This is a genomic window from Rhizobium sp. R86522, assembly GCF_042466255.1.
In the GTDB taxonomy this organism is placed as follows: domain Bacteria; phylum Pseudomonadota; class Alphaproteobacteria; order Rhizobiales; family Rhizobiaceae; genus Allorhizobium.
This window is the reverse complement of the sequence record NZ_JAXHBX010000001.1, coordinates 1,642,533-1,669,054: the sequence shown is the minus strand read 5'-3', so window position 1 is coordinate 1,669,054 and position 26,522 is coordinate 1,642,533. Positions and strand designations below refer to the sequence as shown.

At 61.2% G+C, this 26,522-nt stretch carries 26 protein-coding genes; 23 read left to right on the top strand and 3 right to left on the bottom strand.

All coding sequences use genetic code 11. The features are described from left to right. The first annotated feature begins 178 nt into the window (after window positions 1-178). A complete protein-coding gene (locus SJY08_RS07905; RefSeq protein WP_377275238.1) occupies window positions 179-2,551 on the top strand; it encodes a ComEC/Rec2 family competence protein in 2,373 nt (790 codons plus the stop codon). Here SJY08_RS07905 and lexA read toward each other — a convergent pair. After that, entirely contained in the window at window positions 2,545-3,261 is a 717-nt protein-coding gene (lexA, locus tag SJY08_RS07900) for a transcriptional repressor LexA (protein WP_054148058.1), read from the bottom strand. The two genes, SJY08_RS07905 and lexA, sit on opposite strands and share 7 nt — an antisense overlap. Window positions 3,262-3,471: 210 nt before the next feature. Between lexA and SJY08_RS07895 the strand changes: the two genes are divergently transcribed. From SJY08_RS07895 to SJY08_RS07815, 17 genes are all read left to right on the top strand, one after another. After that, window positions 3,472-4,020 carry a DUF1003 domain-containing protein gene (locus SJY08_RS07895; protein WP_377275237.1) on the top strand — a complete coding sequence of 183 codons (549 nt, stop codon included), beginning with the start codon at window positions 3,472-3,474 and terminating at the stop codon, window positions 4,018-4,020. Window positions 4,021-4,040: 20 nt separating this feature from the next. After that, complete coding sequence (locus tag SJY08_RS07890) at window positions 4,041-4,934, top strand: VOC family protein (RefSeq protein ID WP_377275236.1); 894 nt, start codon at window positions 4,041-4,043, stop codon at window positions 4,932-4,934. Continuing rightward, a complete protein-coding gene (gene kdsA / locus SJY08_RS07885) occupies window positions 4,931-5,779 on the top strand; it encodes a 3-deoxy-8-phosphooctulonate synthase (RefSeq protein ID WP_069041423.1) in 849 nt (282 codons plus the stop codon). The genes SJY08_RS07890 and kdsA overlap by 4 nt, the downstream gene beginning before the upstream one ends. Before the next feature lie 214 nt (window positions 5,780-5,993). Then, window positions 5,994-7,268 carry a phosphopyruvate hydratase gene (eno, locus tag SJY08_RS07880; RefSeq protein ID WP_054148062.1) on the top strand — a complete coding sequence of 425 codons (1,275 nt, stop codon included), beginning with the start codon at window positions 5,994-5,996 and terminating at the stop codon, window positions 7,266-7,268. Between the two features lie 139 nt (window positions 7,269-7,407). Next, window positions 7,408-7,725 (top strand): septum formation initiator family protein, encoded by a 318-nt coding sequence (locus tag SJY08_RS07875; RefSeq protein ID WP_377275235.1) that lies wholly within the window; start codon window positions 7,408-7,410, stop codon window positions 7,723-7,725. 149 nt (window positions 7,726-7,874) lie between these two features. Then, window positions 7,875-8,921, top strand: coding sequence for a pyruvate dehydrogenase (acetyl-transferring) E1 component subunit alpha (gene pdhA, locus SJY08_RS07870; RefSeq protein ID WP_054148064.1), 1,047 nt, complete (start codon window positions 7,875-7,877; stop codon window positions 8,919-8,921). Window positions 8,922-8,936: 15 nt separating this feature from the next. Beyond that, window positions 8,937-10,313: a pyruvate dehydrogenase complex E1 component subunit beta gene (locus SJY08_RS07865; RefSeq protein ID WP_054148065.1), complete on the top strand. Its 1,377-nt coding sequence runs from the start codon at window positions 8,937-8,939 to the stop codon at window positions 10,311-10,313. 13 nt (window positions 10,314-10,326) lie between these two features. Then, entirely contained in the window at window positions 10,327-11,667 is a 1,341-nt protein-coding gene (locus tag SJY08_RS07860; RefSeq protein ID WP_377275234.1) for a pyruvate dehydrogenase complex dihydrolipoamide acetyltransferase, read from the top strand. A gap of 16 nt (window positions 11,668-11,683) precedes the next feature. Then, a complete protein-coding gene (locus SJY08_RS07855; RefSeq protein WP_377275233.1) occupies window positions 11,684-12,322 on the top strand; it encodes an SGNH/GDSL hydrolase family protein in 639 nt (212 codons plus the stop codon). Between the two features lie 111 nt (window positions 12,323-12,433). After that, a complete protein-coding gene (locus tag SJY08_RS07850; RefSeq protein WP_069041420.1) occupies window positions 12,434-12,700 on the top strand; it encodes a YdcH family protein in 267 nt (88 codons plus the stop codon). A 75-nt stretch (window positions 12,701-12,775) separates the two neighbouring features. Then, entirely contained in the window at window positions 12,776-14,221 is a 1,446-nt protein-coding gene (lpdA, locus tag SJY08_RS07845; RefSeq protein ID WP_377275232.1) for a dihydrolipoyl dehydrogenase, read from the top strand. Between the two features lie 76 nt (window positions 14,222-14,297). Further along, window positions 14,298-14,552 carry a GlsB/YeaQ/YmgE family stress response membrane protein gene (locus SJY08_RS07840; protein ID WP_054148070.1) on the top strand — a complete coding sequence of 85 codons (255 nt, stop codon included), beginning with the start codon at window positions 14,298-14,300 and terminating at the stop codon, window positions 14,550-14,552. Window positions 14,553-14,592: 40 nt separating this feature from the next. Further along, complete coding sequence (gene lipA / locus SJY08_RS07835; protein ID WP_054148071.1) at window positions 14,593-15,588, top strand: lipoyl synthase; 996 nt, start codon at window positions 14,593-14,595, stop codon at window positions 15,586-15,588. A 27-nt stretch (window positions 15,589-15,615) separates the two neighbouring features. Then, a complete protein-coding gene (locus SJY08_RS07830; protein WP_153763581.1) occupies window positions 15,616-15,897 on the top strand; it encodes a type II toxin-antitoxin system RelE/ParE family toxin in 282 nt (93 codons plus the stop codon). A gap of 8 nt (window positions 15,898-15,905) precedes the next feature. Then, complete coding sequence (locus SJY08_RS07825) at window positions 15,906-16,202, top strand: HigA family addiction module antitoxin (RefSeq protein WP_300890140.1); 297 nt, start codon at window positions 15,906-15,908, stop codon at window positions 16,200-16,202. A gap of 13 nt (window positions 16,203-16,215) precedes the next feature. Beyond that, the gene (locus SJY08_RS07820; protein WP_377275231.1) at window positions 16,216-16,785 is read left to right on the top strand and encodes an AAA family ATPase; all 570 of its coding nucleotides are present in this window, start codon (window positions 16,216-16,218) and stop codon (window positions 16,783-16,785) included. Window positions 16,786-16,794: 9 nt separating this feature from the next. Continuing rightward, window positions 16,795-17,247: a type II toxin-antitoxin system RatA family toxin gene (locus SJY08_RS07815; protein WP_054148073.1), complete on the top strand. Its 453-nt coding sequence runs from the start codon at window positions 16,795-16,797 to the stop codon at window positions 17,245-17,247. Here SJY08_RS07815 and SJY08_RS07810 read toward each other — a convergent pair. Continuing rightward, window positions 17,232-17,738: a CinA family protein gene (locus SJY08_RS07810; RefSeq protein ID WP_377275230.1), complete on the bottom strand. Its 507-nt coding sequence runs from the start codon at window positions 17,736-17,738 to the stop codon at window positions 17,232-17,234. The genes SJY08_RS07815 and SJY08_RS07810 overlap by 16 nt on opposite strands. Continuing rightward, window positions 17,738-18,946: a bifunctional 2-C-methyl-D-erythritol 4-phosphate cytidylyltransferase/2-C-methyl-D-erythritol 2,4-cyclodiphosphate synthase gene (locus SJY08_RS07805; protein ID WP_377275229.1), complete on the bottom strand. Its 1,209-nt coding sequence runs from the start codon at window positions 18,944-18,946 to the stop codon at window positions 17,738-17,740. The genes SJY08_RS07810 and SJY08_RS07805 overlap by 1 nt, the downstream gene beginning before the upstream one ends. A gap of 158 nt (window positions 18,947-19,104) precedes the next feature. Here SJY08_RS07805 and dusB point away from each other — a divergent pair, with 158 nt between their 5' ends. From dusB to SJY08_RS07780, 5 genes are all read left to right on the top strand, one after another. Beyond that, window positions 19,105-20,121: a tRNA dihydrouridine synthase DusB gene (gene dusB, locus SJY08_RS07800; protein WP_377278511.1), complete on the top strand. Its 1,017-nt coding sequence runs from the start codon at window positions 19,105-19,107 to the stop codon at window positions 20,119-20,121. Next, entirely contained in the window at window positions 20,118-21,251 is a 1,134-nt protein-coding gene (locus SJY08_RS07795) for a nitrogen regulation protein NR(II) (protein ID WP_006728392.1), read from the top strand. Before dusB ends, SJY08_RS07795 begins: the two co-directional genes overlap by 4 nt. After that, a complete protein-coding gene (ntrC, locus tag SJY08_RS07790; protein WP_054148077.1) occupies window positions 21,251-22,702 on the top strand; it encodes a nitrogen regulation protein NR(I) in 1,452 nt (483 codons plus the stop codon). Before SJY08_RS07795 ends, ntrC begins: the two co-directional genes overlap by 1 nt. 181 nt (window positions 22,703-22,883) lie before the next feature. Next, the gene (locus tag SJY08_RS07785) at window positions 22,884-25,151 is read left to right on the top strand and encodes a PAS domain-containing sensor histidine kinase (protein ID WP_150127390.1); all 2,268 of its coding nucleotides are present in this window, start codon (window positions 22,884-22,886) and stop codon (window positions 25,149-25,151) included. Further along, window positions 25,141-26,505, top strand: coding sequence for a sigma-54 dependent transcriptional regulator (locus SJY08_RS07780; protein ID WP_006728389.1), 1,365 nt, complete (start codon window positions 25,141-25,143; stop codon window positions 26,503-26,505). The genes SJY08_RS07785 and SJY08_RS07780 overlap by 11 nt, the downstream gene beginning before the upstream one ends. Window positions 26,506-26,522: the final 17 nt, after the last annotated feature.

Here is a 26,522-nt window from a genome sequence, read left to right as displayed (position 1 = left end):
CCCGATTCGTTGCACGCATTGATTGCTGACAGTTTTCGCTTATTCTGTCTGCAGATGGGGTAGATCCGGCCGGGTATGGCTGATGGGGGAAGTAGCGGAAATACAGGGGGAAGGGCACCTCCGGTCCGGTGGTATATCGGGCCGGCGAGACCTGCCTCGACCACTCGAAAAACGCGCAATGCCCGGTTTGACGACGATCGGCCGTGCTGTCGCCGCTCGCGCTGTTTTGCATCGCATTCTCAGGCAGGTTCGACAGTACGTCTCAGACGAAAGTCGGCACGGGCATTTTTTCCTCTTCGTGCCTGTCTGGCTCGGCGCGGGTGCTGCAATCTGGTTTTCCGTTGGGCAACCCCCGCCGGCCATCGTCCTCGGACTGCTCCTTGCTTGCCTGGCTTTTGCACTTTTGCGGGCGATGCGCGACACCGTGGCGCATGTGGTCCTGTGGAGTATGTGCCTGATCCTTCTCGGCATGCTGATGGCCGAATGGGAGACACGGCGAGCGTCCACCGTGATCCTCGATCAGCCGCTCGTCACCACGGTCACCGGGGTCGTCGAGCGACGGGAGCAGGGGGCGGGCGGTGAATGGCGTTACGTGTTACGCGTGATCCAGACCGCAGAGCCGAGCATTCGCCGGTCGCCGGGACGCGTGTCCCTCCTTGCCCGAAGCAAGCATGTGCCAGCTGCCATCGGCGAGCAATTGAGCGGCCGCGCCCGTCTGTCACCACCGTCAGGTCCGGCTTTGCCGGGATTGAACGACTTTAGCTTCCAAAGCTACTTCGCCGGCATCGGCGCTGTCGGCTTCTTCCTCGGTCCGCCCCAGGCCAAAACCTCCGCTTCATGGGAGGAAAAGGGTCTGTGGGCGCGCTTCGACGCGGCCCTGTTCTCGCTCCGGGATCGCATCTCAAACCGCATTCGCAGCATCCTGCCCGGAGATCCCGGCGCCTTCGCAGCTGCGATCATTACCGGCGAACGCCGATCGATGTCGGAAGAGGCGACGGAGGCGCTGCGCGTCTCGGGCCTCGCTCACATCACTGCGATCTCGGGCCTCAACATGGCGCTTGCCGCCGGCATCTTCTTTGTCGGATTGCGAGGGCTTCTGAGCCTAATGCCGACTTTTGCGCATCGCTTTCCGGTAAAGAAGATCGCGGCCGCCGGCGCGCTTCTGGCGACGACCGGCTATGTGCTCATTTCCGGCTACCAGGTCTCGGCGCTGCGGGCCTATCTGATGACGGCGGTCATGCTCGGCGCCGTCCTCTTCGACCGCCCGGCTGTCAGCCTCCACAATCTCGCGCTTGCGGCCACCGCGATCCTCGCGGTCCAGCCCTCGACCGTCATGGGGCCGAGCTTCCAGATGTCTTTCGCGGCGACTGCAGCCCTGATTGCCGGTTATGCCGGGTGGCGGGCGCGACCGCGCGCGATCCTGCCCAAAGCCCGCTCGCTTGCCATGCGGATTGTGGCGGGGTTTGCCATGTTCGTCGGTGGGACGCTGGCGACCTCCTTCATCGGCGGGGTCTCGACCGCCATCTTTGCCATCAGCCATTTCCACCGGCTGTCGACCCATGGACTGGAGGCAAACCTCGCCGCCATGCCGCTGATCTCGCTGGTCGTGATGCCGTCCGGCTTCATTGCCATGCTGCTCATGCCATTTGGCCTCGACGCGCCGTTCTTCTGGATCATGGGACAGGGCCTGGAAATGGTGCTCATTGTCGCTCACACCGTCTCCGGCTGGGGCGGCGGCTACGTCTTCCCGCGTCTGCCGGCATGGTTCATGCCCGGCGCAATCGCCGGCATGCTCTTGCTGATGCTACTCAGAACCCCGATCAGGCATGTCGGCACGGCTCTCATCGTCGCAACGCTCGCTGCTGCCTTCCTTGCTCCACGACCCCCGGGTGGCGAACTGATGATCAGCGAGGACGCTCGGTTGGTCGCGATTCGGGTCGCAAATGACGACACGTCCATCATTGCAATCAACCGAGCCCGCCCGCCTGCCTTCATCTTCGATCAATGGCGACCCGTGCTCGGCATCGATGAACCAAGGCGCCCGGTGATGCTCGAGACCGCCCCCCTGCCGCCAGCGCCAGAATGGCGTAATGGCCAAACCCTGTCGGAGGAGCAGCGCAAACTCGCAGAGGCTGTATTTTATAGCCTACTCAAGGCCGCCGGGAGAGAACAGTTCACCTGCGTAAAGCAGGCCTGTGCCATCAGACTGGAGAACGGCAACACGCTGCTGACGCTGGAACGCCCGGACCTCATCGGCGCAGCCTGCGACCGCGCTGATATCGTGGTTCTGTCGGCGCGCACGCGCGTCAAAACCTGCCGCTCTGGCGCGCTCCTGATTTCCGAGGCGAGCCAGCGCGCAACCGGCTCCCTCGAGGTCGCGGGCCTAGCCGCCACCTCACAAGCCATGACGGTCAGGTCAGCGCTCGACGGACCCTCAAGACCTTGGACTGCGCACCGACTTTACGACTGGCGCAGCGGCCTTTCCGATAACACGCATGAATTTGCGGGTCCGACTAGGAACGTCCGACCGAGGCCGAAGCCCGATCAGTGATAGCGGCGAATGAGGCCCACCAGCTTGCCCTGGATCTTGACGCGATCCGGCGGGAAGATACGGGTTTCGTAAGCCGGATTGGCGGCCTCCAGCGCAATCGATGCGCCGCGGCGGCGGAAGCGTTTGAGTGTCGCCTCCTCGTCGTCGACGAGCGCCACGATGATGTCACCGGGATTGGCGTTCGAGGCATTGCGGATGATAACCGTATCGCCGTCAAGAATACCGGCCTCAATCATCGAATCGCCCTTGACCTCAAGCGCGTAGTGATCGCCCGCGCCGATCATCTCCGCCGGTACCGTGATGTCGTGAGTGTTGTTCTGAATGGCTGAAATCGGCACACCGGCTGCGATTCGGCCCATGACCGGAACCGAGACGGACGAGCCGTTGTCTTCGACGGGCGGCTTTGTCAGTGCTGGCGCCGGCGGCGTCTTGCCGAGACTGCCCTCGATCACGCTCGGCGCAAAGCCGCGGCGCGGCTGGATGCTTGGCGAATAGGCTTCCGGAAGCTTGATGACCTCCAGTGCACGAGCCCGGTTCGGCAAGCGTCGGATGAAGCCGCGTTCCTCGAGCGCAGTGATCAGGCGATGGATCCCGGATTTCGATGCGAGGTCCAGCGCATCCTTCATCTCGTCGAAGGACGGCGGGACACCCGATTCCTTCATCCGTTCATGGATGAAGAGAAGCAGTTCCTGTTGCTTGCGCGTCAGCATATGCGGTGCCCCCGAGGTGAAACAAATACAGAACAGACACTATATGTTCCAGTTGTGTTCCGCAAGGGGATAAATTTTTGTGAAGAGCCAGTGATAAAATGCGATAGCCGCGGACAAAGGTCTTGAAACTGTCGGATTTTGGCGTGTTGCAGAGGAGAGTGCAGATCCGCCCCCCACACATCAGGCAAACCGCCCTCAAGGATGCTGTAAATGCTGAAGGATATCGAGAAGCTCGTTCTGGGAAAGTCGTCATCCGATCTTTCGTCAGCAGAGCAGAAGGTGCTGAAGCGGGCGCGCGAGCGACGCACGGTGTCGACCAATGCCGGCGAGGACTTTCTGGCTCATGCCACGTTCGGCCAGCGGGTCGCTGATGGCATCGCACGGGTCGGTGGTTCCTGGGGTTTCATCATCGGCTTCATGCTGTTTTTGGTCGCCTGGGTCATCCTCAACACGGTGATTCTGGCAACAGGTGCGCTCGATCCTTATCCGTTCATCTTCCTGAACCTGCTCTTGTCGATGCTCGCCGCCATCCAGGCACCGATCATCATGATGAGCCAGAACCGCCAGACCGAGCGGGATCGCTTCATGGCGGCGAAAGACTACGAGATCAATCTCAAGGCAGAGATCGAGGTATTGGCCTTGCACCACAAGATCGACGAGGAGGTGGTGAAAGAGCTGCGCGAGGCGCGCCAGGAGATTAATGCGCTGCGCCAGGCGATCGAGACCCTTTCAAGCCAGGCGCACAATTCTCAAGACTGAAGAATTAATCGAGAGCAAACATGTCCAATCCCATTTCCTCAGCCCGCGCCATCGATCATCTCGTCCTGCCGGTCTTCGAGCTCGAAACCGCCCGCGACAGGCTCGGGCGTCTCGGCTTTACCGTTGCGGCGGATGCCCGCCACCCGTTCGGCACAGAGAATGCCTGTGTGTTCTTCGCTGACGACACCTATCTGGAACCGCTGGCGGTCGGCAGCCGAGAGGACTGTCTGGAAGCGGCGCGCATGGGCAATGTCTTTGTCGCTCGCGATCAGGCCTTTCGCTTTCGACGAGGCGAGGGCCTCTCCGGCATTGTCGTGAAGACGCAGGACGCGTTGGCTGACGATTCGCAGTATCGCCAAGACGGCATGAGTGCCGGCCCTGTGCTTGATTTCGCACGCCAGTTTCGTTTTCCGGATGGGCGGACCGCGGAGGGTTCGTTCCGCCTCGCCTTTGCCGCAGACCTGCGCGCGCCTGATTTCTTCGCCTTCGCCTGTCAGCGCATCAATCCTCTCCCGACCGATCGGGGGGCCCTGCTCGTACATGCCAATGGCGCAGCAGGGATTCGAAGCGTGGTGCTGGTCGAAGAGAACCCGAGCGACTTCCAATATCTGCTGGAAATGGTCCTCGACCAGCGCGATGTCACGGCCCATTCCTTCGGCCTCTCCATCCAGGCCGCCCATACGTCCGTCGATGTCCTGACACCGGAGGGTTTCCGGCTTCACTTCGGACAGGACGTGGCGGTCTCGGAACGGGGGCTCGTCGGGGCAGCCGTGGTTTTCGCGGTTGATGATCTCGGCGTGACAGAAGCCTGCCTCGCTGCTAAGGGCGTCACCTATCAAAAAACGGGCGCACGCCTCGTCGTCGCGCCGGAGAAGGGGCAGGGTGTTACCTTTGCCTTCGAGGAGTTGAAATGAGCGTGTCCCCCAATTCGGAAGTCGTCGTTGGCGAAGGCGCGGCCAAGGCCGTCTTCTCCCAGAAGGGCCGTTTTGCCTTGATCGCTGGTCCCTGCCAGATGGAAAGCCGCGACCATGCCTTCATGATCGCCGGCCAGCTCGTCGAGCTCTGCCGCGAACTCGGACTCGGCCTTGTCTACAAGTCATCCTTCGACAAGGCGAACCGCACCTCGCTGTCTGCTGAGCGCGGCATTGGCCTGGAAACGGCAATGGAAGTCTTCGCCGACATCAAGAAGGAATTCGGCGTTCCGGTTCTCACCGACATCCACACGGAAGAGCAATGCACCGCCGTTGCCCCGACCGTTGATATCCTGCAGATCCCGGCCTTCCTCTGCCGCCAGACAGACCTGCTGGTGGCTGCGGCGAAGACCGGTCGGGCGATCAACGTCAAGAAGGGCCAGTTCCTGGCGCCCTGGGACATGAAGAATGTCCTGAACAAGATCACCGGTTCCGGCAATCCGAACGTCCTGCTCTGCGAGCGTGGTGCCTCCTTCGGCTACAACACGCTGGTCTCCGACATGCGCTCGCTGCCGATCATGGCGGCCATGGGCGCACCTGTCGTGTTCGACGCCACCCATTCGGTCCAGCAGCCGGGCGGGCAGGGTGGGTCCTCTGGTGGCCAGCGGGAATTCGTCGAAACGCTGGCTCGTGCAGCTGTTGCCGTCGGTGTCGGTGGTCTCTTCATCGAGACTCATCAGGATCCGGACAACGCACCGTCAGATGGCCCGAACATGGTCAAGATCACGGACATGCGTCGTCTGCTCGAAAAACTCATCGCCTTCGACGACATCGCCAAGGCATCCTGATCGTCCTATCGCGGCGCTTCAATCGGTTGAACCGGAAGCGCCGGAGGTCATCGCCGTTTAAATCGATTAGATTTCGTTCGTTTCGGCTCTGATCCGTCATTGTATTTTCCCGATCATCGGATAAGAGAGGATGACTCAACGGGCGGGTCCGCTGGCTTCTGGCTTGCGATCGGCCTACCGAGCCTTGTCCAATTTCCGTCTACAGGGAGCGAACATGACCGCCATCACCGACATCATCGGCCGCGAGATCCTCGACAGCCGTGGCAACCCGACCGTCGAGGTCGACGTCTATCTCGAAGATGGCAGCATGGGCCGCGCTGCGGTTCCCTCGGGCGCATCGACCGGCGCGCATGAAGCCGTCGAGCTGCGTGACGGTGGTTCGCGCTATCTCGGCAAGGGCGTCGAAAAGGCGGTCGAAGCGGTCAACGGTGAGATCTATGATGCGATCGGCGGTCACGATGCCGAGAACCAGATCCAGATCGACAACCTGATGATCCAGCTCGATGGCACGCCGAACAAGGCGCGCCTCGGCGCCAATGCCATCCTCGGCGTCTCGCTCGCCGTCGCCAAGGCTGCAGCCCAGTCCTCTGGCCTGCCGCTCTACCGTTACGTCGGCGGCCCGAACGCCCATGTCCTGCCGGTTCCGATGATGAACATCATCAATGGCGGCGCGCATGCTGACAACCCGATCGACTTCCAGGAATTCATGATCGTTCCTGTCGGTGCCGACAGCATCCGCGACGCCGTTCGCATGGGTTCGGAAGTCTTCCACACGCTGAAGAAGCAGCTCGCGGCCGACGGCCACAACACGAATGTCGGTGATGAAGGCGGTTTTGCGCCGGGTCTCGCCTCCGCGCCTGCCGCCCTCGACTTTATCATGAAGTCGATCGAGAAGGCCGGCTATCGTCCGGGCGAAGACATGCACATCGCGCTCGACTGTGCCTCGACCGAATTCTTCAAGGACGGCAAGTATGTGCTGGAAGGTGAAGGACGCACGCTTGAGCCGGAAGCCATGGCCGAATACCTCGCCGAGCTTGCCGCCAAGTACCCGATCTTCTCGATCGAAGACGGTATGGCTGAAGACGACTGGGACGGCTGGAAGGCGCTCACCGACAAGGTCGGCAAGAAGATCCAGCTCGTCGGCGACGATCTCTTCGTCACCAATTCGGCCCGCCTGCGCGACGGCATCAAGATGGGCGTGGCCAACTCCATCCTGGTCAAGGTCAACCAGATCGGATCGCTGTCGGAAACCCTCGACGCCGTCTCGACCGCACACCGTGCCGCCTACACGGCCGTGATGTCGCACCGCTCGGGCGAAACCGAGGATTCGACGATTGCTGATCTCGCGGTTGCCACCAACTGCGGTCAGATCAAGACGGGCTCGCTGGCCCGCTCTGACCGTACCGCCAAGTACAACCAGCTGATCCGTATCGAGGAAGAACTCGGACCGCAGGCCGTTTACGCAGGCTCGTCGATCCTGCGCGGCTGATCTCGGTCGAATTCCTTCGAAGCCCGTGCCGGTTCCCCGGCGCGGGCTTTTTCTTTTGCGCTGCGATTAGGGTCAACGGTCGGTTAAGATCTGACGGTTACTCTTGCGACAAGTTTCGCGTTTCAGGGCATTTGTCGGCATGTGGACCAGGCATCACAAGAAGAAGAAATACGGCCGTCTTATTCTTCCCGCTGTCACCGTCGCTTTCCTGTCCTATTTCGGCTACCATTCCATCCATGGTGATTACGGCCTCAGGGCGGGGCAAGAATTCGAGCGCATCCGGCAGGAGCGCGCATCGGAGCTTGAGGCGCTCGTCGCCCAGCGGACAGTGCTTGAAAAGGATGTCAGTCTCTTGAGTGACGGCTCTCTCGATGAGGATATCATCGACGAAAAGGCGCGTTATCAGCTCAACATGTCGCGTCCGGACGAAATCGTCATCTTCAATACCTATTTCTGATTAACCTGAATTGAGTTAATCGTAAATTTTTTAGTCATTACAGTTGCTTGCGGCGAATGTGAGCCATGCATTTATGGCATTGCCGCCGTCCTCTTTCTTCCCTATTCTGTCCCCAACTCTGGACCATAATAAACCCATGGGAGGGATGCATGGCGCCTCGCAAGCCAGCAGCTGCGAACGGTCGGAAGTCTTCGGCCAAGTCGGCCGGCAAGGAATTCACCGGAAAAAACGCACCCGAATTCGGCGCGGATGAAGAGCTTCACGCCTATCGTGAAATGCTTCTGATCCGCCGTTTCGAAGAGAAGGCCGGCCAGCTTTACGGCATGGGCTTCATCGGGGGCTTCTGTCACCTCTATATCGGCCAGGAAGCGGTCGTTGTCGGCATGCAGATGGCGCAGAAGGAAGGTGATCAGGTCATCACCGCTTATCGCGACCATGGACACATGCTCGCAGCCGGCTTGAGTGCCCGCGGCGTCATGGCCGAGCTCACGGGTCGCCGCAGCGGCCTGTCGAAGGGCAAGGGCGGCTCCATGCACATGTTCTCGAAAGAGAAGCATTTCTATGGTGGCCACGGCATCGTCGGCGCGCAGGTTTCGCTCGGAACCGGTCTTGCATTTGCCAACAAGTATCGCGGCAATGACAATGTTGCTGTTGCCTATTTCGGCGACGGCGCTGCAAACCAGGGCCAGGTCTACGAGAGCTTCAACATGGCTGCCCTTTGGCAGCTGCCGATCATCTACATCGTTGAGAACAACCGTTACGCCATGGGCACCTCGACGGCGCGCGCCACGGCACAGTCGAACTATTCGCTGCGCGGCTCCGGCTTCGGCATCCCCGGCGTCCAGGTTGACGGTATGGATGTGCGCGCGGTGAAGGCGGCCGCCGATGAGGCGCTTGAACATTGCCGCTCCGGCAAGGGTCCGATCATTCTTGAAATGCTGACCTATCGCTATCGCGGTCACTCGATGTCAGACCCGGCGAAGTATCGCTCCAAGGAAGAAGTGCAGAAGATGCGGTCGGAGCAGGATCCGATCGAACAGGTCAAGGCTCGTCTCCTCGAGAATGGCTGGGCCTCAGAAGACCAGCTCAAGGCGATCGACAAGGATGTGCGTGACATTGTTGCGGACAGTGCCGATTTCGCCCAGGCCGATCCGGAGCCGGATGTTTCCGAGCTCTACACCGACATTCTTCTGTAATCGGGGAGGGAACCCATGCCGATCGAAATTTTGATGCCCGCCCTTTCTCCGACAATGGAAGAAGGCACGCTTTCCAAGTGGATCAAGCAGGAAGGCGACACCGTAAAGTCTGGCGACGTGATCGCCGAGATCGAGACCGACAAGGCGACCATGGAAGTGGAAGCCGTCGATGAAGGTGTGCTCGGCAAGTTGCTGATCGCGGCCGGAACCGAGAACGTCAAGGTCAATACGCCGATCGCCGTTCTGCTTCAGGATGGTGAAAGCGCTGATGCTGCCCCCGCTCCGAAGGCAGCGCCTGCTGCCGCCGAGCCGGTATCCGCACCGGCAGCCGAAGCGCCTGCTGCTGCCGCCGTTCCGGCTGCTCCGAAGGTTGAAGTCGCTGCCGATCCGGACGTTCCGGCTGGCACCGAAATGGTGACGATGACGGTGCGTGAAGCGCTGCGCGAAGCCATGGCCGAGGAAATGCGCGCCAATCCTGACGTCTTCATCATGGGTGAAGAAGTCGCCGAATATCAGGGCGCCTACAAGATCACGCAGGGGCTTCTGCAGGAATTCGGCGCCCAGCGCGTCGTTGACACCCCGATCACCGAGCATGGCTTTGCCGGTCTCGGCGTTGGTGCGGCAATGGCCGGCCTGAAGCCGATCGTCGAGTTCATGACCTTCAACTTCGCCATGCAGGCGATCGACCACATCATCAACTCGGCTGCCAAGACGCTCTACATGTCCGGCGGCCAGATGGGTGCGCCGATCGTCTTCCGTGGTCCGAACGGTGCAGCTGCCCGCGTTGGCGCCCAGCACAGCCAGGACTACGCTGCCTGGTACAGCCAGATCCCGGGCCTGAAGGTCGTGATGCCCTACACGGCGGCTGACGCCAAGGGGCTGCTGAAGGCGGCCATCCGCGATCCGAACCCGGTCATCTTCCTGGAAAACGAAATCCTCTACGGTCACTCCTTCGAAGTGCCGAAGATGGATGACTTCGTCCTGCCGATCGGCAAAGCACGCATCCACAAGACCGGCAAGGACGCGACCATCGTTTCCTTCGGTATCGGCATGACCTATTCGGTCAAGGCCGTCGAGGAGCTGGCGAAGGAAGGCATCGACGTCGAACTGATTGACCTTCGGACCATCCGTCCGATGGACCTGCCGACCGTCATCGAATCCGTCAAGAAGACCGGCCGCCTGGTCACCGTCGAGGAAGGCTATCCGCAGTCCTCCGTCGGCACCGAAATTGCGACCCGCGTCATGCAGCAGGCCTTCGACTATCTCGATGCGCCGATCCTCACGATCGCCGGCAAGGATGTTCCGATGCCTTATGCGGCCAATCTTGAAAAGCTGGCACTGCCGAGCGTTGCCGAAGTCGTTCAGGCCGTCAAAACCGTCTGCTACAAGTAAGGGGGGCAAGGTCATGCCGATCAATATCACCATGCCGGCCCTGTCTCCGACGATGGAAGAGGGCAATCTGGCCAAGTGGCTGGTCAAGGAAGGCGACAAGGTCAAGTCCGGCGACGTGATCGCCGAGATCGAGACCGACAAGGCGACCATGGAAGTGGAAGCCGTCGATGAAGGCATCGTCGCAAAGATCGTTGTTCCCGCCGGCACAGAGGCCGTGAAGGTCAATGCGCTGATCGCGATCCTTGCTGAGGAAGGCGAGGACGTCGCAGCCGCTGCTGCTGGTGGCGGCTCGTCCGCGCCGAAGGCTGAGGCGGCTCCTGCTCCGAAGGCGGAAGCAGCACCTGCGCCCGCCACGGCTGCAGCTGTAGCGCCGGCTCCTGCTGCCGCGTCGGCTGCTCCGGCAGCGTCGAGCGGGGAACGGGTCTTTGCCTCGCCGCTCGCCCGTCGCCTCGCCAAGGAAGCCGGTCTCGACTTGAAGGCAGTCTCTGGCTCCGGTCCGAAGGGCCGCGTCGTCAAGAGCGACGTCGAAAAGGCCGTCAGCACCGGTGGTGCAAAGGCTGCCCCGGCGCCAGCAGCAGCGTCAACTGCTGCAGCTACCCCGGTTATGGCCAAGGGCGCCTCGGAAGAAGCTGTTCTCAAGAACTTCGCCGAAGGCTCCTACGAGCTCGTGCCGCATGACGGCATGCGCAAGACGATCGCCAAGCGCCTACAGGAATCCAAACAGACAATTCCGCATTTCTACGTCTCCGTGGATTGCGAACTGGATGCGCTGCTGGCACTTCGTGCCCAGCTCAATGCAGCAGCCCCCGAAAAAGACGGCAAGCCGGCCTACAAGCTCTCGGTCAACGACATGGTGATCAAGGCACTGGCTCTCGCGCTGCGCGACGTGCCAGATGCCAACGTTTCCTGGACCGACACCAACATGGTCAAGCACAAGCATGCCGATGTTGGCGTGGCGGTCTCGATCCCCGGCGGCCTGATCACTCCGATCATCCGCAAGGCGGAGGAAAAGAGCCTGTCCACCATCTCCAACGAGATGAAGGACCTCGGCAAGCGCGCCAAGGACCGCAAGCTGAAGCCCGAGGAATACCAGGGCGGCACGACTGCCGTGTCCAACATGGGCATGATGGGCGTGAAGAGCTTTTCGGCCGTGGTCAATCCGCCGCATGCAACGATCCTTGCGGTCGGCGCCGGCGAGGAGCGGGTCGTTGTCAAGAACGGCGAGATGAAGATCGCCAATGTCATGACCGTGACGCTCTCCACCGACCACCGTTGCGTCGATGGCGCGCTCGGAGCCGAATTGCTCGGTGCCTTCAAGCGCTACATCGAAAATCCGATGGGTATGCTGGTCTGAACCGGGGGCGGTTAAGATGAAGACCGTTCTCGCCTATGGCGATAGCCTGACATGGGGATATGACCCGGTGAATCTGGGTCGGCATGCCTATGAGGACCGCTGGACGAGTGTCTTGCAAAAGGCGCTCGGCCACGGGGTCCGGGTGATCGCCGAGGGCTTGAACGGTCGTACCACCGCCTATGACGACCATCTGGGCGATTGCGAGCGCAACGGAACCAAGCTGCTTCCGACGCTTCTCGCAACGCACAAGCCGATCGATCTCGTTGTCATCATGCTGGGGACGAATGACCTCAAGCGGGGCATTCAGGGCACGGCCATCGGCGCGACCAGTGGCGTCAAGCGGCTGGTCAAGCTCGTTCAGAAGCACGACTGGGGTTTCGAGTTCGACGAGCCCGAAATCCTGATCGTCGCGCCGCCGGCGATCCGCGAGACGGCCAATTCGGTGTTCGGCGCCATGTTCAACCACTCGGTGGACGAAGGCGCCATGCTCGCCAGCATGTACCGCGATGCGGCAGACGAATCGGGATGCGCCTTCTTCGACGCAGGATCGGTCGCAGAGACCACGCCGCTCGACGGCATCCATCTCGATGCGGAAAACACCCGTGCGATCGGTCGCGGTCTTGAGCCTGTCGTCCGCATGATGCTTGGGCTTTGAAGAAAGACCGCATCCTGCATCCTCTGGCAGGGCGCGTTGATCAAAATCAAGGAGGTCTTGTGCGCTGCGTCTAACCTGTACCCATCAACCCCGACAAGAGGAGATGGGATCATGTCGAACACACCGCACGAACTGGCAGTGGAATTCCCGGAACACGTCGCGCTGATGCGTCATCTGAAAGAAACGGATGGGCATTTTGCAAGATTGTTCGAAACCTATCATGAGGTGAACCGGGCCATCCACCGCGCCGAAACCGATATCGAGCCTGCAGACGACTTCCACATCGTGGAAATGCGCAAGAAGCGGATGCAGCTCAAGGATGAAATCTACGGGATGCTGGTTCGTCACGAACCGGAAGCCGAGACACCCGCAGCCTGAGGGTTTCGCTTCCAGTCCCGAAACGGGCCTCCGTGAGAATGGAGGCTCGCAGGAAACCGAGGAGTGGAAGCACCTATGTCGAACGCTTACGACGTCATCATCATTGGCTCCGGCCCCGGCGGCTACGTCACCGCCATCCGTGCCGCCCAGCTCGGACTGAAAACCGCGATCGTTGAGCGCGAGCATCTGGGCGGCATCTGCCTGAACTGGGGCTGCATCCCGACAAAGGCGCTGCTGCGCTCAGCCGAGATCCTCGATCACGCCAACCATGCGAAATCCTACGGCCTGACGCTGAACGGCACCATGACAGCCGACGTGAAGGAAGTCGTCGCCCGCTCCCGCGGTGTCTCTGCCCGCCTCAATGGTGGCATCGGCTTCCTGATGAAGAAGAACAAGATCGACGTGATCTGGGGCGAAGCCAAGTTGACCAAGCCCGGCGAAATCGTCGTCGGCAAGATGTCGAAGCCCGTCGTCGAGCCGCAACACCCGGTTCCGAAGGGCGTGCTGGCTGAAGGCACCTACACCGCCAAGCACATCATCGTTGCGACCGGCGCCCGTCCGCGTGCACTCCCTGGCATCGAGCCGGATGGCAAGCTGATCTGGACCTATTTCGAAGCGATGAAGCCGGACTTCATGCCGAAGTCGATGGTGGTCATGGGATCGGGCGCGATCGGCATCGAATTCGCCTCCTTCTATCGCTCGATGGGTGTCGACGTCACCGTTGTCGAGCTGATGGCCAACATCATGCCGGTCGAGGATGTGGAGATCTCCACCTTCGCCCGCAAGCAGCTTGAAAAGCGCGGCCTGAAGATCATTACCGAAGCCAAGGTCTCCAAGGTCGAGAAGGGTGCAAACTCCATCACTGCCCATGTCGAGACCAAGGACGGCAAGGTCCAGACCATCACCGCTGACCGCCTGATCTCCGCCGTCGGCGTTCAGGGCAATATCGAGAACCTCGGCCTCGAAACGCTCGGCGTAAAGACCGATCGCGGCTGCATCGTCATCGACGGCTATGGCAAGACCAACGTGCCGGGCCTCTATGCGATCGGCGACGTGGCAGGGCCCCCGATGCTCGCCCACAAGGCCGAGCACGAAGGCGTCATCTGCATCGAGAAGATCGCGGGCCTGCCGAACGTTCACCCGATGGACAAGGCCAAGATCCCCGGCTGCACCTATTGCAACCCGCAGGTCGCTTCGGTTGGTCTGACGGAAGCCAAAGCCAAGGAGCAGGGCCGCGAAATCCGCGTTGGTCGCTATTCCTTCGCCGCCAACGGCAAGGCGATCGCGCTCGGCGAAGACCAAGGCATGATCAAGACGATCTTCGACAAGAAGACCGGCGAACTGATCGGTGCGCACATGGTCGGCACGGAAGTGACCGAGCTCATCCAGGGCTTCGTTGTCGCGATGAACCTCGAGACGACAGAGGAAGAGCTGATGCACACGATCTTCCCGCATCCGACGCTGTCGGAAATGATGAAGGAAAGCGTGCTCGATGCCTACGGCCGGGTGCTGAACGCCTGAAGTAAGGTTGTGAAACGGGACCTCGCCGCCTATATGGGCGGCAGGTTCCAAATTGACGATCCAAAGGGAGTTCGACGTGGCAGGGTTTGAAGTCGGCATTATCGCGACGATCTTCTTCGGCGGCCTCGCTGGCTGGCTTGCCGGCAAGCTGATGGACATGCGCTTTGGCGTCTTCATGAACATCGTGATTGGCATTGTCGGCGCGGCAATCGCAGCGGCGATCTTCCGTCGCCTCGGCATCTTTGTCGAGGGTGACTGGCTCGGATACCTTATCACCAGTTTCGTTGGCGCCAGCCTCCTTCTCTTCATTGCCCGGCTTGTCCGGCGGTAATCTCGATTAGCCGCACCAGCGGCGGGATAGGGTTTTGACCATGGTCACCATTCTCGACAGGACCAATCTTTCGAACGCGGCACCCCTGGCGCCTGCAGACGAAAAGCGTGTGCGCCATCCGGAAAAGGCCCACAAGCCCGACACCGAGGTATTGCGCAAGCCGGAATGGATCCGCGTCAAGGCGCCGACATCCAAGGGCTATCACGAGACCCGCGAGCTCGTCCGCTCCCACAAGCTGGTGACGGTCTGCGAAGAGGCCGGCTGCCCGAATATCGGCGAGTGCTGGGACAAAAAACACGCGACCTTCATGATCATGGGCGAGATCTGTACCCGCGCCTGCGCTTTCTGCAATGTCGCGACCGGCAAGCCCAACCCGCTCGATCTCGACGAGCCCGCAAATGTGGCCAAAGCCGTCCGCCAGATGGGTCTGCAGCACGTTGTCATCACCTCCGTCGACCGTGACGACTTGGCTGATGGCGGCGCCGAACATTTCGAGAAGGTGATCTGGGCGATCCGCGAAGCATCGCCCGAGACGACGATCGAGATCCTCACCCCTGACTTCCTCAAGAAGCCTGGTGCCCTTGAGCGAGTCGTCGCGGCCAAGCCCGACGTCTTCAACCACAACATGGAAACCGTGCCGGGCAACTATCTGACGGTCCGTCCCGGCGCCCGCTATTTCCATTCCGTTCGCCTGCTGCAGCGGGTGAAGGAACTCGACCCGACCATGTTCACCAAGTCCGGAATCATGGTCGGCCTCGGCGAAGAGCGCAACGAAGTGCTGCAGTTGATGGACGACCTGCGTTCTGCCGACGTCGACTTCCTGACCATCGGCCAGTACCTCCAGCCGACCCGCAAGCACCACAAGGTCGAGCGCTTCGTCACGCCAGAAGAGTTCAAGTCCTACGAGGACATCGCCTACACCAAGGGCTTCCTGATGGTGTCCTCGAGCCCGCTGACCCGCTCGTCGCACCATGCCGGCGATGACTTTGCCCGGCTGAAGGCGGCGCGGGAGAAGCTGCAATTGGTTCGGGCCTAGGCTGCCTCTGTCGGTTTGGGTGAAATCATGATACGAGATTTCAAAGACAAACTGACGGAGCAGCTTTTCAGAACATCGAACGTCCGAGGATTTCCGCCAGACGTAACCGAGCGTGCCCGGCGAAAGCTGATGGCGATCCACGCAGCTCATGTCCTTTCGGATTTGCGCGTGCCACCGAGCAATCGGCTTGAAGCGCTCAAGGGAAATCGCGAGGGACAGCATTCGATCCGCATCAATGATCAGTGGCGGATCTGCTTCCGATGGGCCAACGGGGACGCGTTTGATGTCGAAGTGTGCGACTATCACTGAGGTGCGCAATGCTGCATGTGACTGAAGAACCAATCCATCCCGGTTGCGTGTTGTTTGACGACTTCATCGCCGACTTCGGCCTGACATTTGACCAGGTTGCCACTGACACCGGTATCGAAAGGGCTGCGCTCGAGGGCCTGCAAAATGGCCATGGTGCGATAACGGCCGAGATTGCTCTGCGGCTGGCCCGCTATTTTTCGACCACACCGGAGTTCTGGCTCAATCTTCAGCGCACCTACGACCTCGCCCTGGCCAGCAAAACAGCGACCGGGATCGACCAGATCAGGCCTGTTGCGGCAGCTTGACGGACTGCTCCAAATGCGTGAACTGGAGCCGTTTAGTGCTGCTGCACAAGCCCTGCGCCAAGCCCGCCGCATCTGCGTGATTGGATCGTCTGGCAGCGGAAAAAGCACTCTGTCGCAGAAGCTCGCGAGCGCTCTGGGCCTGAGCTATGTATCCCTGGACAGGGATGTGCGCTGGCTGCCCGGTTGGCAGGAGCGTAGCAGGGAGGAGCAGCGTGAGCGACTGGGCGCCTTTGTCAACGGCGACGGCTGGGTCATCGACGGCAGTGGTTCGTCATCATTCGATATCAGGCTGCCGCGCACAGATCTCATCCTTTGGTTGCGAATTCCCCGATGGAGATGTCTGCTGGGCGTTGCAAAGAGGGTTTGTCGTTTCAGGGGTACGGTACGGCCGGATATGGCGGAAGGCTGCCCCGAGCCCTTGCCCGATCGCGATTTCCTCTCTTACATCTGGAATTTCGAGCGTCGCTATGCCCCGCGGATCATCCAGGAAATCGAGCGTCAAGGCCCGAACGTGCCGGTCGTGACCCTGAAATCCCATGGCGAAATGGCGCACCTGCTTGATCTTGCGGGGCTTCCTCATTAAGTCGCTGGCATGCCACAGTTTGAAACCCGCCGCCTCGTCAAGCACTCGCCCGAACGTATGTATGCCCTCGTCGCCGACGTCGAGCGCTATCCGGAATTTTTGCCGCTCTGCGAAGCGCTGACCATTCGCTCGCGCCGGGAGCGTGACGGCAAGGAACTGCTGCTCGCCGACATGACCGTGGGCTACAAGGCGATCCGCGAGACCTTCACGACGCAGGTTCTGCTGACGGCTGCCGAGCGCGCCATCGATGTCAAATACATCGAAGGTCCGTTCCGGTATCTCGACAATCGCTGGCGCTTCGAAGACGCAGGCGAGGGCACCTGCTCGGTCCATTTCTACATCGACTACGAATTCAAGAACCGCATCCTCGGGGCTCTGATGGGCTCAATGTTCGACCGTGCCTTCCGCATGTTTTCGGAAGCCTTCGAGGAGCGTGCCGACAAGATTTACGCTGGCAGCTGAGCCGCGCGTGCCAGCATGTCGAGTGCTGTTCTGACAGTGGCGAGCCGCACTTGATCGCGGCCGATATCACTATAGCGCATTTCCCTGTGCTCGACTTCCCCGCTGCGACTCCGAAGCGCGAGATGCACCAGCCCGACCGGCTTGCCAGCCGATCCGCCACCCGGTCCAGCAATGCCTGTCACAGCGACCGCCACATGCGCGGTCGAACGGATAAGTGCGCCTTGCGCCATCTGCAATGCGGTCTCCTTCGAGACGGCTCCGAAATCTTCAAGCGTTGCGCTCGAAACGCCGATCAAATCCATTTTCGCCTGGTTCGTATAGGTGACGAAACCGCGATCAACGACCGCCGACGAACCGGCAATCTCTGTCAGCGCACCGACGATCAGGCCACCGGTGCAGGATTCGGCCGTCGCAATCATCCAGCCGAGATCCCGATAGGCCGCGATGATCGCTGCGGCCTGCTGCTCGATATCTCCCGGATAGAGCCCCATCAGTCCGTTCCTCGAAAGACGACGGTTGCCGTGGCGATGGCGGCGATGCCTTCGCGACGACCGATGAAGCCGATCTTCTCGTTGGTCGTCGCTTTCACCGAGCAGCGATCGAGCGAGATGTCGAGGATCTCGGCGAGCTTCTCGCGCATGGCTTGACGATGCGGCCCAATCTTAGGTTCTTCGGCAATTAGCGAAATATCCGCATTCATGATCGTGCCGCCGGCACCGCGCACGACCCGCGCTGCGTGTTCGAGAAAGATACGCGACGGCGCGCCCTTCCACTGCATGTCCGACGGCGGAAAATGATCGCCGATATCGCCGGCGCCGCAGGTGGCGAGCAATGCGTCTGTCAGGGCATGCAGCGCGACATCGGCATCGGAATGGCCTTTCAGCTTCTGATCATGCGGAATGAAGATGCCGCAGAGCGTGACGCCATCGCCGGGCTCGAGCTGGTGCACGTCATAGCCGTTTCCAGTGCGAACGTCGGGGAGGGCGCTAGCCTTCAGTTTTTCGTCGGCCATGGCGATATCTCTCTTTACGGTCAGTTTGACATTGTCGATTGATCCCTCAACCAACTGGACGGGGATGTCAGCCCATTCCGCGATCGAGGCGTCGTCCGTGAAGTCCGCGGCTTGCTCGGTCGCGGCGCGCTCGTGGGCGGCGAGTATGGTTGCGTAGTGAAAGCTCTGCGGTGTCTGCGCCGCGTAAAGATCCTTGCGCGGCACCGTGCCGGTGATGAGGCCTGCGGCGTCGCCGCGCTTGATTGTGTCCGACAAGGGGATGGCGGGCAACACGGCCGGTTTCCCCGCATCGAGTTCGACGGCGATCCGGTCGAGAAGAGCCTCGTCGACAAAGGGACGCACACCGTCCTGGATCATCACGTGTCTAATGCCTTGGTCGTGCAACGCCTGCAGCCCGTTGAGCACCGAGGCCTGACGGGTGGCGCCGCCCTCGACCACGATCAAAGTATCCCGGGGAGACAGGTCGACAATCGCAGCTTCCAGCAGTCCATGATCTTCCGGGTGAATGACGAGGACGATGGGGCCACTTTTGGGCCAGTCCAGAAAGCGTTTCAGCGTATGCCAGATGACGGGCTTGCCGCCAATGCGCCTGTATTGCTTCGGCCCTTCGACGGAGGCTCCGGCGCGTTCGCCACGGCCGGCGGCAACCACGACAACACCGATTGTATCGCTCAGCTCTTGCTCCATCGTTCCGCCTGGTCCATGACACATTTCCTTCGCAACCGTGCTCTATCGGCTCGCTATCGGCTTTTCCAGCATTTGCACGAATTTTTGTCGAACGGTGAGCTTTGCCTCTTGGCAAGCCGGACAACGCTGGCTAAAAATAGTGCAAATTCGCCCTTTGCCTGAAAGATAATCATTTGATTTCCGTCGCGTTGGACACGCCCTTCAGCATTGGCCCGGTTCCTGTTCGGAACCGTGTTGTGCTTGCGCCGATGTCGGGCGTCACGGATCTGCCGTTCCGCCAGCTCGCCTTCCGCTTTGGCGCAGGCCTCGTGGTCACTGAAATGGTGGCGAGCCGCGAACTGGTCTTCAACGCAGCCGAAAGCTGGTCACGGCTGAACGGGGCAGGTCTCACCCCGCATATGGTGCAGCTGGCCGGGCGCGAAGCAAAATGGCTGGCCGAAGCGGCGGTGATTGCTGAGGCCAATGGCGCCGATATCATTGATATCAACATGGGCTGCCCGGCCAAAAAGGTGATCGGTGGCTATGCCGGTTCCGCCCTGATGCGCGAACCTGATCACGCCCTCTCTCTGATCGAGGCAACAGTCAAGGCGGTAAAGATCCCGGTGACAGTCAAGATGCGCCTCGGTTGGGACGACACCTCGATCAATGCGCCCGACATTGCTGCCCGCGCCGAAGCCGCCGGTGTGCAGCTGATTACCGTGCATGGCCGCACCCGAATGCAGTTCTACGAGGGCAAGGCGAATTGGGATGCGATCGCCGCAGTTCGCGACGCCATCCGGATTCCGCTGATCGCCAATGGCGACGTCGAAACCGTCGAGGATGCCAACGAGATCCTGCGCCGCTCCGGCGCCGACGCCGTCATGATCGGTCGCGGTTGCCAGGGCCGCCCATGGCATGCCGGCGTTCTCGCAGGTCATGCCGCCCCCGCTCCATCTGAGATATCAGATGTCGTCGTGGACCACTATCGGGCGATGCTGGATCACTATGGTGCCGAAGTCGGCGTGCGCCACGCCCGCAAGCACCTCGGCTGGTATCTCGATCGCCACGCGCCGGATCTCGCACCGGAGGCGAAGGCAGCCATCATGACATCGAAAGATCAGGGCTTCGTTGTCGGGGCCTTGCAGCGGGCACTCTCGGAGAACGATGGCGCGCGCGCCAGACAGGAGGCCGCATGACGGCGAATGACAAGAGCGGTGGCCTCGCCATGGCCGTGCTCAACGCCATCCAGAACCCGGTGGTGATGGTGGATGCCAATGGGCATATCGCCTTTGCCAATTGGGAGGCCGAGGCCTTTTTTGGCGCCAGCGCCACGCATCTCGCCCGCTACCGTATTTCGACATTCATCCCTTTCGGCAGTCCGCTGCTGTCGCTGATCGAACAGGTGCGCGAACGCCGCGCGCCGGTCAACGAATACCGCGTCGACCTGAGCTCGCCGCGCCTCGGTCAGGAAAAGCTCGTTGACCTCTATGTGGCACCGGTCCTCAGCCAGCCTGGCAATGTCGTGGTCGTTTTCCAGGAACGGTCGATGGCCGACAAGATCGACCGCCAGCTGACCCATCGCGCAGCGGCCCGCTCGGTCACCGGCCTTGCCTCCATGCTGGCGCATGAGATCAAGAACCCGCTCTCCGGCATCCGTGGTGCTGCGCAGCTGCTCGAGACAGCCGTCACAGACGAAGATCGGGCGCTGACCCGCCTGATCTGCGACGAGACGGATCGTATCGTCTCGCTTGTCGATCGCATGGAGGTCTTTTCCGACGAGCGGCCGGTCGATCGTCAGTCGATCAACATCCACTCTGTCCTCGATCAGGTAAAGGCTGTGGCGAAAGCAGGCTTTGCCCGCAACATCAGGATCACCGAGAATTACGACCCGTCGCTGCCGCCGGTCTATGCCAACCGGGACCAGCTGGTGCAGGTCTTTCTGAACCTGGTGAAGAACGCATCCGAGGCCATCGGCGAGCGCTCCGACGGCGAAATCCAGCTCACCACGGCCTATCGACCCGGCATTCGCCTCTCGGTCGCTGGCTCGCGCGAAAAGATCTCCCTGCCGCTGGAATTCTGCGTCCATGACAACGGGCCCGGCGTACCATCAGACCTTCTGCCCCATCTCTTCGATCCCTTCATCACGACGAAGACGAACGGCTCGGGGCTCGGTCTGGCGCTCGTCGCCAAGATCATCGGCGCCCATGGCGGCATCGTCGAGTGTGACAGCCAGGCGAGCCGCACCACCTTCCGGGTCTTGATGCCCATGTCGAAAGAGACGGCGCTCGAAGACGCGCCTCTGCCAAAATCCACGGGAACGAACTGATGACAGCGACGATCCTTGTTGCAGATGACGATGCTGCGATCCGCACGGTCCTGAACCAGGCGCTGAGCCGCGCGGGTTACGACGTCAGGATCACCTCCAACGCGGCGACCCTCTGGCGCTGGATTTCGGCGGGCGAGGGCGACCTCGTCGTCACCGATGTCATCATGCCCGACGAAAACGCCTTCGATCTGTTGCCGCGCATCAAGAAGGCGCGGCCGGATCTGCCGGTGCTGGTCATGAGCGCCCAGAACACCTTCATGACCGCCATCAAGGCGTCCGAGAAGGGCGCCTATGACTACCTGCCGAAACCCTTCGACCTCACCGAACTGATCGCCATCATCGGCCGCGCGCTGTCGGAGCCGAAAAAGCGTCCAGCCCGTCTCGACGACGACATGCAGGATGGCATGCCGCTCGTCGGCCGCTCTGCCGCCATGCAGGAAATCTACCGCGTGCTGGCGCGCCTGATGCAGACGGACCTGACGCTGATGATCACCGGCGAATCCGGTACCGGCAAGGAACTGGTCGCCAAGGCGCTGCACGACTACGGCAAGCGTCGGAATGGTCCTTTCGTTGCCATCAACATGGCGGCCATCCCGCGGGACCTGATCGAATCGGAACTCTTCGGCCACGAGAAAGGTGCCTTCACCGGCGCGCAAAACCGTTCCACCGGCCGGTTCGAACAGGCCGAAGGCGGCACGCTCTTCCTCGATGAAATCGGCGATATGCCGATGGACGCCCAGACCCGTCTGCTTCGCGTGCTGCAGCAGGGCGAATACACGACCGTTGGCGGGCGCACCCCGATACGCACTGATGTCCGTATCGTCGCGGCGACCAACAAGGATCTGAAACAGTCGATCAATCAGGGCCTCTTCCGCGAAGACCTCTATTACCGACTGAATGTCGTGCCGCTGCGCCTGCCGCCGCTTCGCGACCGCGCCGAAGATATCCCCGATCTGGTCCGACACTTCATTCAGCAGGGCGAAAAAGAAGGCCTCGATGCCAAGCGTTTCGACCACGAGGCGCTCGAGGTGATGAAGGCCTATGCCTGGCCCGGCAACGTGCGCGAGCTGGAGAACGTGGTACGCCGCCTGATGGCGCTCTACCCACAGGACGTGATTGCCCGTGAAATCGTCGAGCAGGAACTGCGCGCCGATGTCGCCGACAGCCCGATCTCCAAGGTCGGCATGCCCTCGGGCACGATGACGATCTCCCAGGCCGTCGAAGAAAACATGCGGACCTATTTCGCATCCTTCGGTGAAGCGCTTCCGCCGTCGGGTCTCTACGACCGGGTCTTGACCGAGATGGAGTATCCGCTGATCCTTGCCGCCCTGACTGCCACCCGAGGCAACCAGATCAAGGCGGCCGATCTGCTCGGCCTGAACCGCAACACGCTGCGCAAGAAGATCCGCGAGCTCGGCGTGTCGGTTTACCGCAGTTCCCGCTCGGCTTGACAAGGCTCAAGCCGCCGTTGCAATTTCGCCACAATGCGTTGCTCAAAAGCCACGTTGCTTCGACGCCTGACGCGCTCTTGACGCGAGGCAGGTTCGTCGGAGCTTTGAAGCATAGAGATTTGCCGCGATCGAGAGGTCGCCGCATCAACGAGATCCGGTTTCGCGGATCCGGGGGAAAATGATGGCACGCGTGAGGACTGCCTCCGCAGCAGACGTCGACAGCGCATTGGCGCAGGATCGGCGCGCATCCTTCGCACTGCCGGGCCTTCTTTTGGCTGGCGGCGCGCTCCTGTGTGCATCACTGACGCTGCCGATCTTGCTGGGCCTTACGGCAATCGAGCCGACCTCGGAGGTCCTCATTGCGTCTGCGGTCATCAATTCGCTGTTCATCGTCGGCCTGATGTTCCTGATCGGCCGCGAGGTGATGCGTCTCTTCAAGGCGCGCAACCGAGGGCGTGCCGCCGCGCGACTGCATGTACGAATCGTTGCCTTGTTTTCCATCATCGCGATCACGCCGGCGATCCTGGTGGCGATTTTCGCGTCGATCACGCTCAATGTCGGCCTCGACCGTTGGTTCTCCATCAGAACGCAGTCGATCGTCTCCTCGTCGATGAATGTCGCCCAGGCCTACATGCTGGAAAGCGCAAGCTATCTGCAGGGCCAGACGATCTCGATGGCCAACGACTTGGAACGCAATCGCGCCCTCTTCTATCTCGACCGCCAGGGCTTTGTGGATCTGATGACGCGCCAGGCCCGGGGCCGCGGCATGCTCGGTGCCTTTCTGGTGCGCGAGGACGGATCGGCGATCACACAGGCCGATATCGATACGGACAAGCCACTTCCAGCGATTCCGCGCGATGCCCTTGGCAGCGCCGCTTCCGGCCAGCCGACGCTGATCCCACCCGGCGTGACCAACCTCGTCGGCGCCATCATCAAGCTGGAGAGCATTTCCGGCACATTCCTCTACACCATACGCGCCGTCGATCCGAAGGTCATGCAGGCCATGCGCCTGATGGAGGAGAACACCGCCGAATACCAGTCGATGGAAGATGGCCGAACGACGCTGCAGATCGCCTTCGCCATTCTCTATCTCGGCTTCGCGTTGATCGTTCTGCTCGCGGCCATCTGGACGGCGATTGCGGTTGCCGACCGGATCGTCAGGCCGATCCGGCTGTTGATCGGGGCGGCGGACAGCATCGCCTCGGGCAACCTCAGCGTCATCGTGCCGGTTCGCGCCGCCGATGGCGATGTCGGCAGCCTTTCGCGGACCTTCAACAAGATGGTCTCGCAAATCCGTTCGCAGCGTGACGAGATCCTCGAGGCCAAGGATGAGGTCGATGACCGCCGCCGCTTCATCGAGGCCGTATTGTCCGGTGTCACGGCTGCCGTCATCGGCGTCGAAGACGACGGCATCATCACAATCGTCAATCCATCGGCCGAGTATTTCCTGGCGCTGCCCTCCGAGCAGCTGATCGGGCAGAAACTTGCTCTGGTGGCGCCGGAAGTGGATCGCGTTCTCGCAGAGGCCGCCGTCCGTCATCGCGGTGGCTATCGCGAGCAGATCAACATGATCCGAGGTGGCAAGGAGCGGACGCTCAACGTGCAGGTCACCCGCGAGGAGACACGGGGCTCGGTCGATTCCTACGTCATCACCCTCGACGAGATTACCGATCTGGTCGTGGCCCAGCGTTCGACGGCCTGGGCCGACGTTGCACGGCGCATCGCACACGAAATCAAGAACCCGCTGACGCCGATCCAGCTGTCGGCCGAACGCCTCAAGCGTCGCTTTGGCAAGCAGATTGCCGAGGACGACAAGGCCGTCTTCAACCAGTGCACCGATACCATCGTCCGTCAGGTCGAGGACATCGGCCGCATGGTCGACGAGTTCTCGGCCTTTGCCCGCATGCCGAAGCCGACGAAGCAACGCTCCGACTTGCGCGAGATCCTGACGGACGCCGTCTTTCTGCGCGAAATCGGCAGTGCTGAAATCGAGTTCCAGCGGGACTTTGGCACCGAGCCGCTCGAAGGAAACTTCGATGCACGCATGCTGGCGCAGGCGGTCGGAAACATTGTCAAGAACGCCGTCGAAGCGATCGAAGCCGTGCCGAAGGACGAACTTGGCGAGGGCGGCAAGATCCTGGTTCGGTCGGCCTTCGACGGTGACCAGGACCGGTTCATTGTCGATGTCATCGACAATGGCCGCGGGCTGCCGAGCGAGAACCGCCATCGGATTCTCGAGCCCTACATGACGATGCGCGAGAAGGGCACCGGCCTTGGACTCGCGATCGTGAAGAAGATCATTGAAGAGCATGGCGGGCAGCTCGAGCTGCATGACGCACCGGCCGATTTCGACCGGGGCAGGGGCGCGATGATCCGCATCATCCTGCCGCGAGCAGACGCTACCGCCATCGAGACTGAAAGCGACAAGGAAAAGGTCCATGGCCTCTGATATTCTCGTAGTCGACGACGAAGAAGACATTCGCGAGATCGTCTCCGGCATCCTGAGCGATGAAGGGCATGAAACCCGTACCGCCCATGACGCCGATAGCGCACTGGCCGCCATTTCGGATCGGGTGCCGCGTCTGGTCTTCCTCGATATCTGGATGCAGGGCAGCCGCCTCGACGGCCTGTCGCTGCTCGACGAGATCAAGCTGCGCCATCCCGACTTGCCTGTGGTGATGATCTCGGGACATGGCAATGTCGAGACAGCAGTCTCGGCGATCAAGCGGGGCGCCTTCGACTTCATCGAGAAGCCCTTCAAGGCGGATCGGTTGATCCTGATTGCCGAGCGCGCGCTGGAGAATTCCAAGCTGAAACGCGAGGTCTCCGAATTGAAGCGCCGCACGGGTGACGCGATCGAACTGATCGGCACTTCGGTCGCCGTCTCGCAATTGCGCCAGACGATCGAAAAGATTGCGCCGACCAACAGCCGCATCATGATCTTCGGGCCCTCAGGTTCGGGCAAGGAACTCGTCGCACGCATGATCCACAAGCGATCGGCCCGCTCGGGCGGACCGTTCGTCTCTCTGAACGCGGCAGCGATCACGCCTGATCGCATGGAAATGGCATTGTTCGGCACCGAGGGCACACCTGGCCAACCGCGCCGGATCGGTGCGCTCGAAGAGGCCCATCGCGGTATTCTCTATCTCGATGAAATCGGCGAAATGCCGCGCGAGACGCAGAACAAGATCCTGCGCGTGCTCGTCGAACAGCAGTTTGAGCGTGTCGGCGGATCCAAGCGCGTCAAGGTCGACGTCCGCATCATCTCGTCGAGCGCCTACAACCTGGAGAGCCTGATCGCGGAGGGTCGCTTCCGCGAGGACCTGTTTCATCGCCTGGCCGTGGTCCCGGTCAAGGTGCCGGCACTCGCCGAGCGCCGCGAGGATATCCCGTTCCTCGTCGACATGTTCATGCGTCAGGTTTCCGAACAGGCCGGCATCCGCCAGCGCAAGATCGGCGACGACGCGATGGCGGTTCTGCAGGCGAACGACTGGCCGGGCAACATCCGTCAACTGCGCAACAACATCGAACGATTGATGATCCTGGCTCAGGGCGACAGCCCTGATTCGCCGATCAGCGCCGAAATGCTGCCGCAGGATCTCTCGGACATGCTGCCGAAGGTGTCCGCTCGCAACGACACGCACATCATGACGCTGCCGCTGCGCGAAGCGCGCGAGATGTTCGAACGCGACTATCTGATTGCCCAGATCAACCGCTTCGGTGGCAATATTTCGCGGACCGCGGAATTCGTCGGCATGGAACGCTCGGCCCTCCATCGCAAACTGAAATCGCTTGGCGTATAAGCGGGCGAAACGAATCC